Consider the following 17,553-nt stretch of genomic DNA (forward strand, 5'->3'; position numbering starts at 1 on the left):
GGCGGGGTGCGGACAGAGCGGCACAGGGAGAGCACGCGGACAGCGGTGTCCGGCAGAGGAGGTTCGCGGGAGATTCGCGACGGGGGCGCCGAGCGGGCGGGCCCCCGACGGGAGAGCGGCTCAGGGAGCGGACGGCGCCAGCCCCGTGCTCGCCCGTACCGTCAACTCGGGCGCGAGCAGTACGAGTTCGTCCTTGCCGCGGCCTTCGAGCTTGGCGATCAGATGCTCGACGGCATGGCGGCCCATGTCCTGTGCGGGAATGGCGACCGACGTCAGCCGCACCGAGGCCTGGGTGGCGACCTGGTCCGGGCAGATCGCGATCACCGAGACGTCCTCGGGCACGGCACGGCCCTTTTGGCGCAGCAGCGCGAGCAGCGGTTCGACCGCCGACTCGTTCTGCACGACGAAGCCCGTGGTACCCGGGCGCTCGTCGAAGATGCGGGCGAGCGTGAGGGCCATCGCGTCGTAGCCGCCCTCGCAGGGCCGGTGCAGCACACGCAGCCCCAGTTCCCGGGCGCGGGCGCGGAGTCCGTCGAGCGTCCGCTCGGCGAAGCCGGTGTGCCGCTCGTAGACGGCGGGCGCCTCGCCGATGACAGCGATGTCACGGTGACCGAGCAGGGCCAGATGCTCGGCGCACAGCGCGCCCGTCGCCCCGAAGTCGAGGTCGACGCAGGTCAGGCCGGTGGTGTCGGCGGGGAGCCCGATGAGCACGGACGGCTGGTCCGTCGCGCGCAGCAACGGCAGCCGCTCGTCGTCGAGTTCGACGTCCATCAGGATCATCGCGTCGGCGAGCCCGCTGCCGGTGACCCGGCGCACCGCGTCGGGCCCCTCCTCGCCGGTGAGCAGCAGGACGTCGTAGCCGTGGGTCCGGGCGCTGGTGGCCACCGCGATGGCGATCTCCATCATCACGGGTACGTACATGTCGGTGCGCAGCGGGACCATCAGCGCGATGATGTTGGACCGGTTGCTCGCCAGGGCGCGGGCGCCCGCGTTCGGGTGGTAGCCGAGTTCCTGGATGCTCCGCTCGACCCGCTGCCGGGTGGTCGCGGAGATGGACCGCTTGCCGCTGAGGACATAGCTCACCGTGCTCGCCGAGACTCCGGCGTGCTGGGCGACCTCGGCGAGGGTGACCATCCGGCTCTCCCAGGTATGTGAAGCGCTTCGACAGTGCGCGCGGTACCGATCGGTGCGAATGAGGGTGGCTCGACATTAGCCCGGTGGAGGAATCGTGTCCATAGGCTGTCGAAGCGCTTCGACAGCCTCTTTACCGACCTCGGTGCGACGGTGATTTCCCGGCCGCGGCACGACAGCGATCCCTTCCGTGGCCCAGCGGCGATTCCGGCCGCGGCGCAGCGACGCTTCCGGCCGCGGCGCGACGGTGATCCCCGATCGTGGCGCGCACCTCCCTCCCGGCCGAGAGGCACCTCCCCCGTTCGGAGCATCCGGACCGTCTCCCGAAGCGGGCCTGCAGCGCAACGCCGGTGGCCGGTTCGCGGGGGAGTCCATCGGGCCGAACGCTGCGCGAGGACTGGTGGGGTCATCCGGAATCGGGTAAATACGATCGAGTAGAACCGGTCGGTAATGGACTGTCCCAAGATCCCTATTCGCGGCGAGGTGAGCCTCATGTCCGCCACACCCCACCAGCCCACAGTCACTGAACGCGAGGCCCGGCAGGTCGCCGAGGCGGCGCGCGAACAGGACTGGCGCAAGCCCAGTTTCGCGAAGGAACTCTTCCTCGGCCGCTTCCGGCTCGACCTCATCCACCCCCACCCGCTCCCCGCCGACGAGGACACCCTGCGCGGCGAGGAGTTCCTGGCCAAACTGCGGGACTTCTGCGAGACGAAGATCGACTCCGCCCGGATCGAGCGCGAGGCTCGGATCCCGGACGAGACGATCACCGGGCTCAAGGAAATCGGCGCCCTCGGCATGAAGATCGACACCAAGTACGGGGGGCTCGGCCTCACCCAGGTCTACTACAACAAGGCCCTCGCCCTGGTCGGCTCCGTGAACCCGGCGCTCGGCGCGCTGCTGTCCGCCCACCAGTCGATCGGTGTGCCCCAGCCGCTGAAGCTCTTCGGTACCCAGGAGCAGCGGGACATCTTCCTGCCGCGCTGCGCCCGTACCGACATCTCCGCCTTCCTGCTCACCGAACCGGATGTCGGCTCCGACCCGGCGCGGCTCGCCACGACCGCCGTGCCGGACGGCGACGACTACATCCTCGACGGGGTGAAGCTCTGGACGACCAACGGCGTCGTCGCGGACCTCCTCGTCGTCATGGCGCGCGTCCCGAAGTCCGAGGACCGCAAGGGCGGCATCACGGCCTTCGTGGTGGAGGCGGCCTCGGAGGGCGTCACCGTCGAGAACCGCAACGCGTTCATGGGCCTGCGCGGCCTGGAGAACGGCGTCACCCGCTTCCACCGGGTGCGGGTGCCCGCCGCCAACCGCATCGGACCCGAGGGGGCGGGGCTGAAGATCGCCCTCACCACCCTCAACACCGGCCGCCTCTCGCTGCCCGCGATGTGCGTGGGCGCCGGAAAGTGGTGCCTGAAGATCGCCCGTGAGTGGACGTCGGTGCGTGAGCAGTGGGGCAAGCCGGTCGCCTTCCACGAGGCCGTCGGCTCCAAGATCTCCTTCATCGCGGCCACCACCTTCGCGCTGGAGGCCGTACTCGACCTGTCGTCGCAGATGGCCGACGAGAACCGCAACGACATCCGCATCGAGGCCGCCCTCGCCAAGCTGTACGGCTCCGAGATGGCCTGTCTGATGGCCGACGAACTGGTCCAGATCCGCGGCGGCCGCGGCTTCGAGACGGCCGCGTCGCTGGCGGCCCGCGGCGAGCGCGCGGTCCCCGCCGAACAGGTCCTGCGCGACCTGCGCATCAACCGCATCTTCGAGGGCTCCACGGAGATCATGCACCTGCTGATCGCCCGGGAGGCGGTCGACGCCCACCTCTCGGTCGCCGGCGACCTCATCGACCCCGACAAGTCCCTCTCCGAGAAGGCGAAGGCGGGCGCGAACGCCGGTGTCTTCTACGCCAAGTGGCTGCCGAAACTGGTGGCGGGCGCGGGCCAGCTCCCGCGCTCGTACAGCGAGTTCGACCAGGACGTGGACCTCTCCACGCATCTGCGGTACGTGGAGCGCAACGCCCGCAAGCTCGCCCGGTCGACCTTCTACGCGATGTCGCGCTGGCAGGGCCGTATGGAGACCAAGCAGGGCTTCCTGGGCCGGATCGTCGACATCGGCGCCGAGCTCTTCGCGATGAGCGCGGCCTGCGTACGGGCGGAACACCTGCGCAAGAAGGGCGATCACGGGCGCGAGGCCTACCAGCTCGCCGACGCCTTCTGTCGCCAGTCCCGCATCCGTGTCGAGGAACTCTTCGGACGCCTGTGGACCAATACCGACGACCTCGACCGGAAGGTCGTCAAGGGGGTCCTGTCGGGCACCTACACCTGGCTGGAGGAAGGCGTCCTGGACCCCTCGGGCGAAGGCCCCTGGATCGCCGACGCCACCCCCGGCGCGAGCACCCGGGAGAACATGCACCGGCCCATTCGCTGACTCCCCTCCCGCGAAGGCGCACGGGCCCGCCGACGGGCGGCCCGTGCGCGGCCGTACCCGGCCGCCGGGGCACGCGCCCGTGCCCGTGGGCCGACGCCGACCTGCGGATCAGCGGGATCGGACGGTCTCACCGCCACCGCCACCGCCACCGCCACCACCGCCGCCGCCCGCCGCCCGCCGCCGGGCACCCGGGCACCCGGGCACCTGCGGCCCCCGCCGACGCCCGCTCCCTCCATCGCGTCCCGACGCGCCCGGACACCGCCGTTCACGGGGAGAGACGGTGGGAATGAGGGACGCCCTGTCCTCCGGCCGCCGCGTTGCGGCCACAATGGGGGGATGAGCGACAGTCCAGCCCCCCTCGCTGATCCGCATCTCGTCTTCGACCCCGTGAACGGAGTCCGGGATGTCGTGATCCTCGGATCCACCGGATCGATCGGCACCCAGGCCATCGACCTCGTGCTGCGCAACCCCGACCGGTTCCGGGTCACCGCGCTGTCCGCCGCCGGCGGCAGGGTCGCCCTGCTCGCCGAGCAGGCCCACCGGCTGCGGGTACGGACGGTCGCCGTGGCGCGCGAGGACGCCGTCCCGGCGCTCAGGGAGGCCCTCGCGGCCCGGTACGCACCCGGTGAGACCCTTCCCGAGATCCTCGCCGGACCGGACGCGGCCACCCAGGTCGCCGCGTCGCACTGTCACACCGTCCTGAACGGCATCACCGGTTCCATCGGCCTCGCGCCCACCCTCGCCGCGCTGGAGGCGGGCCGCACCCTCGCGCTCGCCAACAAGGAGTCGCTCATCGTCGGCGGCCCGCTGGTGAAGGCGCTGGCGAAGCCGGGCCAGATCATCCCGGTCGACTCCGAGCACGCGGCCCTCTTCCAGGCGCTGGCCTCCGGCACGCGCGCCGATGTGCGCAAGCTCGTGGTGACCGCCTCCGGGGGACCGTTCCGCGGCCGTACGAAGGCGGAACTGGCGAACGTGGCACCGGCCGACGCCCTCGCGCACCCCACCTGGGCCATGGGCCCGGTCATCACCGTCAACTCCGCGACCCTGGTCAACAAGGGACTGGAAGTCATCGAGGCGCACCTCCTCTACGACATTCCCTTCGACCGCATTGAGGTGGTCGTGCACCCGCAGTCGTATGTCCACTCGATGGTGGAATTCACGGACGGCTCGACGATCGCCCAGGCGACGCCCCCCGACATGCGGGGGCCCATCGCCATCGGCGTCGGCTGGCCCGAGCGCGTCCCGGACGCGGCGCCCGCCTTCGACTGGACGAAGGCGTCGACCTGGGAGTTCTTCCCGCTCGACAACGACGCCTTCCCGTCGGTGGGACTCGCCCGGCACGTGGGGCGGCTCGCGGGTACGGCCCCGGCGGTGTTCAATGCCGCCAACGAGGAGTGCGTGGACGCGTTCCTGAACGGCACACTGCCGTTCAACGGGATCATGGAGACTGTCACCCGGGTCGTCGAGGAACACGGCACACCGCGTACGGGAACTTCCCTGACCCTCGCGGACGTCCTCGAAGCGGAGACCTGGGCACGAGCCCGGGCCCGTGAACTGACGGCACAGACCACAACCGCGGAGGCTCGTGCATGACGACCCTGATGATGATCCTCGGCATAGTCGTCTTCGTGGTCGGCCTGCTGATCTCGATCGCGTGGCACGAGCTGGGACATCTGTCGACGGCCAAGCTCTTCGGCATCCGGGTGCCGCAGTACATGGTCGGCTTCGGCCCGACCATCTGGTCGCGCAAGAAGGGCGACACCGAGTACGGCATCAAGGCCGTTCCGCTCGGCGGCTACATCCGCATGATCGGGATGTTCCCGCCCGGCCCGGACGGCCGGATCGAGGCCCGCTCGACGTCCCCCTTCCGGGGCATGATCGAGGACGCCCGGTCGGCCGCCTTCGAGGAACTGCAGCCCGGGGACGAGACCCGCCTCTTTTACACGCGCAAGCCGTGGAAGCGCGTGATCGTGATGTTCGCCGGTCCCTTCATGAACCTCGTCCTCGCCGTCGCGATCTTCCTCGGCGTGATGATGACCTTCGGCGTCCAGGCCCAGACCACCACGGTCGGCAAGGTCTCGGACTGTGTCATCCAGCAGAGCGAGAACCGGTCGAAGTGCGCGAAGGGCGACGAGGCCGCGCCCGCCAAGGCCGCGGGACTCAAGGGCGGCGACAAGATCGTCGCGTTCGACGGCAAGGCGGTCGCCGACTGGGCCGCCCTCCAGGACGACATCCGGGCCAACCCCGGCAAGGACGTCACGATCACCGTCGAGCGCAAGGGTCAGCAGGTCGACCTGAAGGCCCACCTGATCAAGAACCAGGTGAGCAAGACCGACGGCAACGGCGGCTACGTCGAGGGCAAGTACGTGTACGCCGGCTTCCTCGGCTTCACACCCGCCACCGGCATCGTCGAGCAGTCCTTCGGCCAGTCCGTGAACCGCATGGGCGACATGATGCAGAACGGCGTCGAGTCCCTGGTGTCGCTGCCCGGCAAGGTGCCCGACCTGTGGGACGCGGCCTTCGGCGACGGCCCGCGCAAGGCCGACTCCCCGATGGGCGTGGTCGGCGCGGCCCGTATCGGCGGCGACGTCTTCACCCTGGACATCCCCGCGTCGCAGCAGGTCGCGATGATGCTCCTGCTCGTCGCCGGGTTCAACCTCTCCCTGTTCCTGTTCAACATGCTCCCGCTGCTCCCGCTCGACGGCGGGCACATCGCGGGTGCCCTGTGGGAGTCCCTGCGGCGGAACCTCGCCCGTGTCCTGCGCCGCCCGGACCCGGGCCCGTTCGACGTGGCGAAGCTGATGCCGGTGGCCTACGTGGTGGCCGGGATCTTCGTCTGCTTCACGGTCCTCGTCCTCATCGCTGACGTCGTAAATCCCGTGAAAATCTCTTAGTCATACTGCGTTGATGGCGGCCGGGCACCCTGGGTGTCCGGCCGCCTTCCATTGAGTGGGTTTGAGTGCCGGGGGCGTGATGTGCCCGTTGGCGCTCGTACCGTAATCTCGAAGCCCGGAGCCCACGATTTCCGGGACCTTGATCCACAACTTGGGGTTGCACAGCAGATGACTGCGATTTCTCTCGGCATGCCGTCCGTTCCGACCAAGCTGGCCGAGCGCCGGAAGACCCGGCAGATCCAGGTCGGGACCGTGGCCGTGGGTGGAGACGCACCCGTCTCGGTGCAGTCGATGACGACCACGCGCACGTCGGACATCGGCGCCACGCTCCAGCAGATCGCCGAGCTGACCGCGTCCGGCTGCCAGATCGTCCGGGTCGCCTGTCCGACCCAGGACGACGCCGACGCGCTCGCCACCATCGCCAAGAAGTCCCAGATCCCCGTCATCGCGGACATCCACTTCCAGCCGAAGTACGTCTTCGCCGCGATCGACGCCGGCTGCGCGGCCGTCCGCGTCAACCCCGGCAACATCAAGCAGTTCGACGACCAGGTCAAGGAGATCGCGCGGGCCGCGAAGGACACCGGCACCCCGATCCGGATCGGCGTCAACGCGGGCTCCCTCGACAAGCGGCTGCTCCAGAAGTACGGCAAGGCGACGCCCGAGGCGCTCGTCGAGTCCGCGCTGTGGGAGGCCTCCCTCTTCGAGGAACACGACTTCCACGACATCAAGATCTCGGTCAAGCACAACGACCCCGTCGTCATGGTCAACGCCTACCGCCAGCTCTCCGCCGCCTGTGACTACCCGCTGCACCTCGGCGTGACCGAGGCCGGTCCCGCCTTCCAGGGCACCATCAAGTCGGCCGTCGCGTTCGGCGCCCTGCTCTCCGAGGGCATCGGCGACACCATCCGCGTCTCCCTGTCCGCGCCGCCGGTCGAGGAGGTCAAGGTCGGCCTGCAGATCCTCCAGTCGCTGAACCTGCGCCAGCGCGGCCTGGAGATCGTCTCCTGCCCGTCCTGCGGCCGCGCCCAGGTCGACGTCTACAAGCTGGCCGAAGAAGTCACCGCCGGCCTCACCGGCATGGAGGTCCCGCTCCGCGTCGCCGTCATGGGCTGCGTCGTGAACGGCCCCGGCGAGGCCCGCGAGGCCGACCTCGGTGTCGCCTCCGGCAATGGCAAGGGCCAGATCTTCGTCAAGGGCGAGGTCATCAAGACCGTCCCCGAGTCGAAGATCGTCGAGACCCTGATCGAAGAGGCGATGAAGCTCGCCGAGCAGATGGAGGCCGACGGAATCGCCTCCGGCGAGCCGACGGTCTCCGTGGCGGGCTGACGCCCCCGGCAGTTCGGCGAAAGGCCCCCGGGCCCCACGCATCCCCGACCCCCGCGATCCGGCACCGGACCGGCGGGGTATCCGGGAGACCGCGGGGAACGGGGGCCTTTCGCCGTTCCGGGGCCCTTCCGGTGATCGAGCGCCCTTCCGGTGTTCCGGCGTTCACGTGTTCCTGTGCTCCAGTGCTCCGGCGTCCCCGGCGTCCCCGGCGCCGGGCGCGAGCTCGCCGACAGGCGCCCGCCGGGTCCGGGAGCGACGATGGGTCGGTGCGCCGGACGACACGGATCCGGCGCGGGGTTTCCGCAGGCACGTACGAAGGGCAGGGCGCGGCACCGTCCCTCTCACGCGACCGCACGGCCGGACCGCTCGGCCCAGGAGGCACACCATGACCGCTGATCGAGAAGTGCGGGCGACACCTCGCCCGCCGGACATCGCCGACCAGACGGTCGTGGTGATCGGAGCAAGCGCGGGCATCGGACGGGAGACGGCCCGGCAGGTGCGCGCGGGCGGCGGGCGCCTGGTACTGGTCGGCCGGAATCCCGACCGTCTGGAGGAAGCGGCACGCGAACTCCAGCCGGTCGCCACCGCGGCCTTCGACGCGAGCGACACCGGCCGCCTGGCGGAGTTCCTCGAGAACCTGTCCGGCCCGGTCGACCACATCCTGCTCACGGCGGGGAGTCCGGCCTACATGCCCCTGGACGGCATGGACCTGACCGAGGCGAGCCGGGCGTTCGCCCAGCGTCTGTCCATGACCCTCGGCGTCGCCCTCGGCAGCCGTGACAAGGTACGGGCCGGAGGCACCCTGATCTTCATCGGCGGGACCGGCGGCCGCCGGCCCGGTCCCGGCATGGCGATCGTGGGCGCCATGACCGCGGCCCTGCCCGCCCTCACCGCCAACCTGGCGCTCGAACTCGCGCCGATCCGGGCGAACCTCATCGCCCCCGGATTCGTGGACACGCCCCTGTCCGCCTCGCTCCTCGGCGACCGGCTCGAAGCGCGCCGGGAGGAGCTGCGCCGGACGCTTCCCATCCGGCGGGTCGTGGGCCCCGAGGACGTGGCCGCGCTCGCCGTCCACATCATGGTCAACGAAGCGCTCACCGGGGCGACCTTCGACGTGGACGGCGGCCAGCAGCTCGTGGCCCGCTGACGGCGCATGCGGGCAATGGGGAGCCGCCGGGGAGGGTTCGCTCCGCCCGTGCGAGGGGCGGCGGCGCACAACCTCGCCAGGTACAGTGCGGAGATCAGCAGATCCCAGGGTGAGGGCCCCCGCACGTGTTGACCCAGACCACCACCAGGGTCCTCGAACCGAGTGACCTGGACGCCGCGCTCGCCGTCCTCGGCCGCGAGCCGGTGACGAACGCCTTCGTCACCTCCCGAGTGCAGGTCGCCGGACTCGACCCATGGCGGCTCGGCGGCGAGATGTGGGGCTGGTACGAGGACGGCATGCTGCAGTCCCTCTGTTACGCGGGCGCCAACCTCGTCCCGATCTGCGCCACCCCCCGCGCCGTACGCGGCTTCGCCGACCGCGCCCGCAGAAGCGGCCGCCGCTGCTCCTCGATCGTCGGGCCCGCCGAATCCACCGCCCAGCTCTGGCGGCTGCTCGAACCGAGCTGGGGCCCCGCCCGTGAGATCCGGGCCCACCAGCCGCTGATGGTCACCGACCGGCTGCCCCCCGACATCACCCCGGATCCGTACGTCCGCCGCATCCGCAAGGACGAGATGGAGACGATCATGCCGGCGTGCGTCGCCATGTTCACCGAGGAGGTCGGCGTCTCCCCGATGGCCGGCGACGGTGGGCTGCTCTACCAGGCCCGCGTCGCCGAACTCGTCGGCTCCGGCCGGTCCTTCGCCCGCCTCGGCCGGGACGGCAACGTCGTCTTCAAGGCGGAGATCGGCGCCGCGACCGCCGAAGCCTGCCAGATCCAGGGCGTGTGGGTGGCCCCCGAGTACCGCGGCCGGGGACTCGCGGCCCCCGGAATGGCCGCCGTGCTGCGCTACGCCCTCGCCGATGTCGCCCCGGTCGTCAGCCTCTACGTCAACGACTTCAACACGGCGGCCCGGGCGGCGTACCGCCGCGTCGGGTTCCAGGAGGCCGGCGCGTTCATGAGTGTCCTGTTCTGACGCCCGGCACGGGCCCGTCGGCACCTCACGCGTCACACGGTCCGCCAGGTAGTCTCCCGGCATGTTGCGCTTCCCCGGTCACGGCCACCGCGACGCCGACGTGGTCATCGGCCCGCTCGATCTCGCCGCGCGTGTCGACGAGGCGCTCGCCGTGCAGGCGCTCGCCTTCGGGCTCGGCGCCGACGAGATCGCCGTACGCCGCCAGATCGTGCTGCGCCACCTCACGTACCCGGGAGCCCGCGCGCTCGGCGCCACCACCGTCGACGGACGGCTCGTGGGATTCGTCTACGGCATGCCCAACGACCGCGCGCACTGGTGGTCCACCGTCGTCGAACCGTATCTGCGCGGCCAGGGCCACGACGGCTGGCTCGACGACTCCTTCGTGATCACCGAACTGCATGTCCACCCCCGCTTCCAGAACCGGGGCTTCGGCCGCACGCTGATCACCTCCATCACGGACACGGCGGCCGAACCCCGCTCGATCCTGTCCGCGATCGACATCGACAGCCCGGCCCGCGGCCTGTACCGCTCCCTCGGCTACGAGGACCTCGCACGGCAGGTCCTGTTCCCCAGCGCACCCAAGCCGTACGCGGTGATGGGCGCCCCCCTCCCCCTGCGACATGCCTAATGGATTTCCGGGGACGGCCGCTGCCCGGATAACCTCCAGGCATCACCCTTACGCAGCAGGAGTCGAGAACCATGGCCCAGGTCCAGCGCATGTCCCGTTTGATGGTCAAGACATTGCGTGACGACCCGGCGGACGCCGAGACGCTCAACCACAAGCTGCTCGTCCGCGCCGGTTACGTGCGCCGCAACGCCGCGGGCATCTGGACCTGGCTGCCGCTCGGCAAGAAGGTCCTCGACAACATCTCCCGCGTGGTCCGCGAGGAGATGGACGCGATCGGCGCCCAGGAGGTCCTCCTCCCGGCCCTGCTGCCCAAGGAGCCCTACGAGGCCTCGGCCCGCTGGGAGGAGTACGGCGACCTGCTGTTCCGCCTCAAGGACCGCAAGGGCGCCGAGTACCTGCTCGGTCCGACGCACGAGGAGATCTTCACCCTGATCGTGAAGGATCAGGTGGCCTCGTACAAGGACCTGCCGGTCATGCTCTACCAGATCCAGACGAAGTACCGCGACGAGGCCCGTCCGCGCGCCGGTGTGCTGCGCGGCCGCGAGTTCCAGATGAAGGACTCGTACTCCTTCGACATCACGGACGAGGGCCTCGCCGAGTCCTACCGTCTGCACCGCGAGGCCTACCAGAAGATCTTCGCGCGTCTCGGCCTCGACTACCGCATCGTGTCCGCCGTCTCCGGTGCCATGGGCGGCTCGGCCTCCGAGGAGTTCCTCGCGCCCGCCCCCGCCGGTGAGGACACCTTCGTGGACTGCCCGGCCTGCGACTACGCCGCCAACACGGAGGCCGTGACCTTCAAGCTCACGCCCGCCTCCGAGGAGCACGGCGTGGTCGAGGAGCTGGACACCCCCGACACCCCGACCATCGAGACGCTCGCCGCGCACCTCGGTGTGCCCGCCTCCGCGACCCTGAAGAACCTGCTGGTCAAGATCGACGGCGAGATCGTGGCCGTGGGTGTCCCCGGCAACCGCGAGGTCGACCTCGGCAAGCTGGGCGAGCACCTCGCCCCGGCCGTCGTCGAACTCGTCACGGCTGAGGACTTCGAGGGCCGCGACGACCTCGTGCGCGGCTACGTGGGTCCGCAGGGCCTGGAGAAGGTCCGCTACATCGCCGACCCGCGCGTCGCCCCCGGCACGGCCTGGATCACCGGCGCCAACAAGATCAACACGCACGCGAAGAACGTCGTGGCCGGCCGCGACTTCGAGGTCGACGACTACCTCGACGTCGTCGTGGTGGAAGAGGGCGACCCCTGCCCGAAGTGCGGGGCCGGCCTCAAGCTGGACCGCGCCATCGAGATCGGCCACATCTTCCAGCTCGGCCGCAAGTACGCCGACACCTTCGGCCTCGACGTGCTCGGACAGCAGGGCAAGCCGGTCCGCGTGACCATGGGCTCGTACGGCATCGGCGTCTCCCGCGCCGTCGCCGCGCTGGCCGAGCAGTCCGCGGACGAGCAGGGCCTGTGCTGGCCCAAGGAGATCGCTCCGGCCGACGTGCACGTGGTCGCCGCGGGCAAGGCCCTCCAGACCGAGCTGGCGCTCGACGTGTCCGAGAAGCTCGGCGCCGCCGGCGTCCGCGTCCTGGTCGACGACCGGGCCGGTGTCTCCCCGGGCGTGAAGTTCACCGACGCGGAGCTCATCGGCGTCCCGACGATCCTGATCGCCGGCCGCCGCTCGGCCGAGGGCGTCGTGGAACTGAAGGACCGCCGCACCGGCGAGCGCGAGGAACTGACCGTCGAAGAGGCGATCGCCCGCCTGACGGCGTAGCAGCGACCTGAGCGGCGCCCCCCCCCCCCCGCGCGGCCCGGGGGGCCGGGGGGGGGGGGCGCGGGGGGGGACACCCCGCCGGGGGCCCCCCCGGCGCCGCCCCCCCCCCCACGCGGGGGGGGGGGGGGGGGGCGCGCCCCCCGCGCGCCCCCCCCCGAGGGGTCCTGATCTCATATTCCCGGCGGGGGCCCCCCCCCCTCGGGGGGGGGGGGGGCCCCCGTTCGCTGTTTCCCGGGATGTCGCACACGGCTCGGGGCGCCCGCGGGACGCGCCGGCTCCCTTCGAGGCGCGGCTCGGCCCGGTCGTCCGGGTCCCGCTCATGCCGTTCGTTCCCGGGGGAGTGGGTGCGGGCCGAGCCCGTCGTCGGGTCGGGGCGCGGGGTGCGCGCGGGGCGGACGCCTGTCGCCGGGGTGGCATCGCGTCCGTGCCCCGGGCCGGTCGGTGGTCAGAGCCAGCCGGCGAATTCCAGGAGCAGTTCGGCGTCCTGGGGGCGGCCGACGCGGGCCGCCCGGACGCCCGACTCGACGGCGCGGAACAGGGTCCAGCCGCGCAGCCTCGCCTGGTCCACTTCCAGGGACTCGGCGAGCCGCTTGATCCGCCGCCGGGTGATCGACGGCCCAGAAGGCGACGCGATCAGGTCCTCCACCCGGTCGCGGACCAGCCTGGCCAGGTCGAACGCGCACTCGCCGACCACCGGGTCCGGTCCCACCGCCAGCCAGGGCACCCGCTCCCCGGCGAGCACCTTGCTCTGCCGGAACGTGCCGTGCAGCAGCCGTTCCTCCGGCGGCCCGGCCAGCAGCTCCTCGCGGGCCGCGAGGGCCGCGTCGACCAGGGCCGCGGCCTCGGTTCCCGCTCCGGCTCCCGTTCCGGCCGCCACGGTGGCCCGCATGGCCTCGGCCTGCCGCCCGGTCCGCTCCGCGACGGTCTCGAAGACGGGGTCGGCGGGCGGCTCGACCCACAGCCGCCGCAGCGTCCCCGACGCCTCCAGCAGGGCCTTCGCCTCGGGCAGCGAGCGCACCGAGACGTCCGGGTGCAGCCGCTCGAGCAGCAGGACGCCATCGGTGCCGGGCGCGTCCCGCGCACCGTCGGTGTCGAGAAGGCGGACCGCGCCGCGGCCGTCCCAGTGGGCCAGTGCGACCCGCTCGGCCTCCGGACGCGCCCGCCCGGGCGCCAGCTTCAGCACGGCGGGCGTGCCGTCGGCCCGGCGCACCAGGACGACCAGACTGCTGCGCCCGCCCGGCGCCTGCACCCGCTCCACGGTCAACTCGCGCAGCGCGACGGCCCGTCGGGCCAGCTCGGGCAGGTGCTCCAGCCACGCGTCGGTCTCGTCGGCGCCCTCCGGCCCGCTCCGGCGGGTCTCGCCGAGCGCCCGGAGAAGGCGCTGCGGCGGTTCGAAGGCCATGCGCGAGTCCATGCGCGAGATGTTCCCTTCCAGTCGCGTTACGTCGGCGAGGGTGCCGTGGCGGACGGGGTGGCCGCCCGCTCGGCGAGCCCAGGGAAGGCTACGCTCTCGCCGCTCCAGCGCACCGCGCGGACCGCGGCCTCGCGCAGCGCCCCGGCCGCCATGCGCCGCCGGTCGTCCTCGGCGGCGCGTACGAGGTCGGAGTACACGTCGGCGACGCGTTCCTCCAGTTCGGCCGCGAACCGTATGGCAGCGGCGGTGTCCGTCACGGGGAACGGCAGCATGTACGCGGCCGACGCGGCCTCGGGCTCGGCGCCCATGTCCTTGACCGCGCGCGTCAGTTCGTCCCGCCGTGCCCGGTGGGCGTCGTAGGCCGACCGGGCGTCCGACTGCCGGGCCGTGCCGATCCGGGCGCCCACGACGCCGTAGCCGTAGACGGCCGCGTGCTCGGCGCCGAGCGCGGCCTGCAGGGCCTTGAGCTCGGCTTCCTCGGTCCTGCTCCGCTTGCTCACTTCGCCGCCTTCGTCAGCAGGAACGCGTGGGCCGCTCCGGCCGCCGCCACGGAGGCGAGCAGCCGGGCGAGTTCACCGGGGACGTCCACCAGGGCCTGTGTCCGCTCGTCGGCGAGCTTCAGTTCGGCGGAGGCGAGGTCGGCGAGCGCGTCCTTGGGCCGGGCCGCCACACCGGGGGAGACCCCGGCCGAAGCCGAACTCGAAGCCGAACTCGAAGCCGAACTCGTAGCGGACGCCGACTCCGAAGCCGAGGCCGACGAGGAAGCGGACGGGGACTCTGCCGAGGACGCCGACCCCGACGCGGCTCCCGATGCCGCCGCCGACGCCCCCGCGCTGCCGCCCCCGAACGCCGTCGCGTGCCGGACGACCTCCGCCCGCATCGGGCCGAGCCGCTCCGCAAGCCCGGGATGGGCGGCGATCACCGCGGTGTACCGGTCGGAGAGCGTCATGCTGTCCCGGGCCGCGCGGGCGCGGGCCCGGTCCGCGAGCGAGGGGCTCCCGCCCGTCGTGTCGCTCGACGACTCCGGAGCGGCGGAACAGCCCGCGAGCGCGAAGGCACCCGCGGCGGCCGCGAGCAGGGTCCTTCGGCGCGGACCCGACGGGGTGCGCGACGGCAGGGGGAACGACACGGCAGACGTCCTCGGAGGGCTCGTACGAATGTATGGGCGAACTGCCCGTGATCACGGTACCCGCGCATCGGCCGATCACGGCCCAGCGGCTCTCCTCCAACTGTTCACGGCGCTGTTCCGGGGAGGTCCACGGGCACCCGTCCGAGCGCGGGCACCAGCCCGGTGGACGGCAACACCCTCCGCGACCGGATACCCTTTGAGCTGACAAGCGACCAACCCACAACAGCACACGCGGCCGAGGAGTCACCCGGATGAGCACGACCCAGAGCGAGAGGCTTCGAGAACTCCTGGATCCGCTCGTGAGCTCCCAGGGCCTCGATCTCGAAGAGATCGAAGTGGAGTCCGTAGGCCGTAAGCGTGTACTGCGCGTCGTCGTGGATTCGGACGAAGGTGCCGACCTGGACGCGATCGCCGATGTGAGCCGCGTGCTCTCGGCGAAGCTCGACGAGACCGACGTGATGGGTTCGGGTGAATACACCCTCGAGGTCGGAACCCCCGGTGCCGAGCGCGAGCTCAAGGAGCACCGTCACTACGTACGCGCCACCGACCGCCTGGTGAAGTTCCAGCTGGCGGAGGACGGCGAACTGCTCGCCAGGATCCTGCGGGTCGAGGAAGACGGTCTCGATGTCGAGGTGCCGGGTGTGAAGGGGCGCAAGCCCACCGCCAGACGGCTCGCCTTCGGGGACATCGTCAAGGCCCGCGTCCAGGTCGAGTTCAGCCGCAAGGACAAGAAGGAAGAGGAGGCGTAGCCGTGGACATCGACATGAGTGCCCTGCGGGGTTTGGTGCGGGAGAAGGAGATCTCCTTCGACCTGCTGGTCGAGGCGATCGAGTCGGCCCTCCTCATCGCCTACCACCGCACCGAGGGAAGCCGCCGGCGCGCGCGCGTGAAACTCGACCGGGAGACCGGCCATGTGACCGTGTGGGCGAAGGAGGACCCCGAGGACCTGGAGGAGGGGCAGGAGGCCCGCGAGTTCGACGACACCCCCTCGGGGTTCGGCCGGATCGCCGCCACCACCGCCAAGCAGGTCATCCTGCAGCGCCTGCGGGACGCCGAGGACGACGCGACCCTCGGCGAGTACGCGGGCCGCGAGGGCGACATCGTCACCGGTGTGGTCCAGCAGGGCCGCGACCCGAAGAACGTGCTCGTCGACATCGGCAAGCTGGAGGCCATCCTGCCGGTGCAGGAGCAGGTCCCCGGCGAGAACTACGAGCACGGCCTGCGCCTGCGCTCGTACGTCGTCCGGGTGGCCAAGGGTGTCCGCGGTCCGTCCGTGACCCTGTCCCGTACGCACCCCAACCTCGTGAAGAAGCTCTTCGCGCTGGAGGTGCCGGAGATCGCCGACGGTTCCGTCGAGATCGCCGCCATCGCCCGTGAGGCCGGCCACCGCACGAAGATCGCCGTCCGGTCCAACCGCAGCGGTCTGAACGCCAAGGGCGCCTGCATCGGCCCCATGGGCGGCCGGGTGCGCAACGTGATGGCCGAACTGAACGGCGAGAAGATCGACATCGTCGACTGGTCGGACGACCCGGCGGACATGGTGGCCAACGCGCTCTCCCCGGCCCGGGTCTCCAAGGTGGAGGTCGTCGACCTCGCGGCCCGCTCCGCGCGCGTGACGGTCCCCGACTACCAGCTCTCGCTGGCGATCGGCAAGGAGGGCCAGAACGCCCGCCTCGCCGCGCGCCTCACGGGCTGGCGGATCGACATCCGTCCCGACACCGAGCAGCCCGCCGAGCAGCGCGGGGAATAGACCGGGAATAGATCCGGCCCGCGCAACGCTTACATCACGACAACAACCGTTCGATTCTTGCCCCAAAGGGGTGAGGTCGGTACGGGGAGGTAGACTTAAGAGTGTCTGGCCGGACGCGAGCCCGCGCATGCCCTGAACGCACCTGTGTGGGGTGCCGGGAGCGAGCGGCCAAGAGAGACTTGCTGCGCATCGTGGCGGTCGAGGGCGAATGTGCCCCCGACCATCGCGGTACGCTGCCCGGCCGGGGTGCGTACGTGCATCCCGTTCTGGTCTGTCTCGATCTGGCGGTCCGCCGCCGGGCGATCCCGCGGGCGCTGCACGCTCCGGGACCGCTCGACACCGCGGCGTTGCGCCTCTACGTCGAGCAGGCAACACCGTAAGAAGCACGTCGTACGGAACCCCCGTGCGGCCTGGTATTCCGCGAGTTGGAAGTAGGTCGAGATTGCGATGAGCACTCGATGAGCACGCGATGAGTACGCCCATGAAGTAGCGACGGTCCGGACGCAGACCCGGACCTAAAAGGAGCGAAGTGGCTAAGGTCCGGGTATACGAACTCGCCAAGGAGTTCGGCGTAGAGAGCAAGGTCGTCATGGCCAAGCTCCAAGAACTCGGTGAATTCGTCCGTTCGGCGTCCTCGACGATCGAGGCCCCCGTCGTACGCAAACTGACAGATGCCCTCCAGCAGGGCAACGGTGGCGGCAAGCCCGCCCCGCGCAAGGCTGCCCCGGCCAAGCCGGGCGCCCCCTCTCCGGCGCAGGCTGCCCGTCCGGCCGCCCCGCGCCCGGCGGCCCCCAAGCCGGCCGTGGCCGAGAAGCCCGCGGCCGCTCCGGTGACCCCGGCCGCGGCGGGCTCGCGCCCGACTCCGGGTCCCAAGCCGGCCCCGAAGCCCGCTGTGGCGGGGCCCGCTCCGGGGCGGGGCGGGGGCTCGCCGCCGCGGGGGGCGGCGGGGGGGGGCGGGGGGCGCGCGCCCCCC

General features: G+C 71.5%; 16 protein-coding genes. 12 read left to right on the forward strand and 4 right to left on the reverse strand.

The genetic code is table 11. The features are described from left to right. Window positions 1–120: 120 nt before the first annotated feature. Complete coding sequence (locus ACFXGX_RS17415; RefSeq protein ID WP_384791299.1) at window positions 121–1,134, reverse strand: LacI family DNA-binding transcriptional regulator; 1,014 nt, start codon at window positions 1,132–1,134, stop codon at window positions 121–123. Between the two features lie 489 nt (window positions 1,135–1,623). Here ACFXGX_RS17415 and ACFXGX_RS17420 point away from each other — a divergent pair, with 489 nt between their 5' ends. The 8 genes from ACFXGX_RS17420 (at window position 1,624) to ACFXGX_RS17455 (ending at window position 12,287) form a co-directional block, all read left to right on the forward strand. Next, the gene (locus ACFXGX_RS17420) at window positions 1,624–3,555 is read left to right on the forward strand and encodes an acyl-CoA dehydrogenase family protein (protein WP_384791302.1); all 1,932 of its coding nucleotides are present in this window, start codon (window positions 1,624–1,626) and stop codon (window positions 3,553–3,555) included. 336 nt (window positions 3,556–3,891) lie between these two features. Next, a complete protein-coding gene (gene dxr / locus ACFXGX_RS17425) occupies window positions 3,892–5,148 on the forward strand; it encodes a 1-deoxy-D-xylulose-5-phosphate reductoisomerase (protein WP_384791306.1) in 1,257 nt (418 codons plus the stop codon). Then, window positions 5,145–6,449 carry a M50 family metallopeptidase gene (locus ACFXGX_RS17430; protein WP_384791309.1) on the forward strand — a complete coding sequence of 435 codons (1,305 nt, stop codon included), beginning with the start codon at window positions 5,145–5,147 and terminating at the stop codon, window positions 6,447–6,449. Before dxr ends, ACFXGX_RS17430 begins: the two co-directional genes overlap by 4 nt. Before the next feature lie 168 nt (window positions 6,450–6,617). Further along, window positions 6,618–7,775: a flavodoxin-dependent (E)-4-hydroxy-3-methylbut-2-enyl-diphosphate synthase gene (ispG, locus tag ACFXGX_RS17435; RefSeq protein ID WP_384791312.1), complete on the forward strand. Its 1,158-nt coding sequence runs from the start codon at window positions 6,618–6,620 to the stop codon at window positions 7,773–7,775. Between the two features lie 385 nt (window positions 7,776–8,160). Then, entirely contained in the window at window positions 8,161–8,922 is a 762-nt protein-coding gene (locus ACFXGX_RS17440; RefSeq protein ID WP_384791315.1) for an SDR family oxidoreductase, read from the forward strand. A 125-nt stretch (window positions 8,923–9,047) separates the two neighbouring features. Beyond that, on the forward strand, window positions 9,048–9,896 hold the full coding sequence (locus ACFXGX_RS17445) for a GNAT family N-acetyltransferase (RefSeq protein ID WP_384791318.1): 849 nt from the start codon (window positions 9,048–9,050) through the stop codon (window positions 9,894–9,896). Between the two features lie 61 nt (window positions 9,897–9,957). Further along, window positions 9,958–10,524 (forward strand): GNAT family N-acetyltransferase, encoded by a 567-nt coding sequence (locus tag ACFXGX_RS17450; RefSeq protein ID WP_384791321.1) that lies wholly within the window; start codon window positions 9,958–9,960, stop codon window positions 10,522–10,524. Window positions 10,525–10,595: 71 nt separating this feature from the next. Beyond that, window positions 10,596–12,287 carry a proline--tRNA ligase gene (locus ACFXGX_RS17455; RefSeq protein WP_384791324.1) on the forward strand — a complete coding sequence of 564 codons (1,692 nt, stop codon included), beginning with the start codon at window positions 10,596–10,598 and terminating at the stop codon, window positions 12,285–12,287. A 445-nt stretch (window positions 12,288–12,732) separates the two neighbouring features. On the opposite strand, the gene ACFXGX_RS17460 is transcribed toward ACFXGX_RS17455, so the two are convergent. The 3 genes from ACFXGX_RS17460 to ACFXGX_RS17470 are packed head-to-tail and all read right to left on the reverse strand — an operon-like array spanning window position 12,733 to window position 14,830. Then, the gene (locus tag ACFXGX_RS17460) at window positions 12,733–13,689 is read right to left on the reverse strand and encodes an aminoglycoside phosphotransferase family protein (protein ID WP_384791397.1); all 957 of its coding nucleotides are present in this window, start codon (window positions 13,687–13,689) and stop codon (window positions 12,733–12,735) included. Between the two features lie 38 nt (window positions 13,690–13,727). Further along, window positions 13,728–14,201, reverse strand: a complete 474-nt coding sequence (locus tag ACFXGX_RS17465; RefSeq protein WP_384791327.1) for a ferritin-like domain-containing protein — start codon at window positions 14,199–14,201, stop codon at window positions 13,728–13,730. Then, a complete protein-coding gene (locus ACFXGX_RS17470) occupies window positions 14,198–14,830 on the reverse strand; it encodes a hypothetical protein (RefSeq protein ID WP_384791330.1) in 633 nt (210 codons plus the stop codon). Before ACFXGX_RS17470 ends, ACFXGX_RS17465 begins: the two co-directional genes overlap by 4 nt. 251 nt (window positions 14,831–15,081) lie before the next feature. Here ACFXGX_RS17470 and rimP point away from each other — a divergent pair, with 251 nt between their 5' ends. The 4 genes from rimP to ACFXGX_RS17490 form a co-directional block, all read left to right on the forward strand. Beyond that, window positions 15,082–15,579 carry a ribosome maturation factor RimP gene (gene rimP / locus ACFXGX_RS17475; RefSeq protein ID WP_384791333.1) on the forward strand — a complete coding sequence of 166 codons (498 nt, stop codon included), beginning with the start codon at window positions 15,082–15,084 and terminating at the stop codon, window positions 15,577–15,579. A gap of 2 nt (window positions 15,580–15,581) precedes the next feature. Continuing rightward, complete coding sequence (gene nusA / locus ACFXGX_RS17480) at window positions 15,582–16,580, forward strand: transcription termination factor NusA (protein ID WP_355765230.1); 999 nt, start codon at window positions 15,582–15,584, stop codon at window positions 16,578–16,580. Window positions 16,581–16,681: 101 nt separating this feature from the next. Further along, a complete protein-coding gene (locus ACFXGX_RS17485; RefSeq protein ID WP_384791338.1) occupies window positions 16,682–16,960 on the forward strand; it encodes a YlxR family protein in 279 nt (92 codons plus the stop codon). Between the two features lie 149 nt (window positions 16,961–17,109). Then, window positions 17,110–17,553: translation initiation factor IF-2 N-terminal domain-containing protein (locus ACFXGX_RS17490; RefSeq protein ID WP_384791341.1), on the forward strand; the 444-nt coding region annotated here is incomplete at its 3' end.

The sequence above is a fragment of the Streptomyces sp. NPDC059371 genome (assembly GCF_042751995.1).
Taxonomy (GTDB): Bacteria; Actinomycetota; Actinomycetes; order Streptomycetales; family Streptomycetaceae; genus Streptomyces.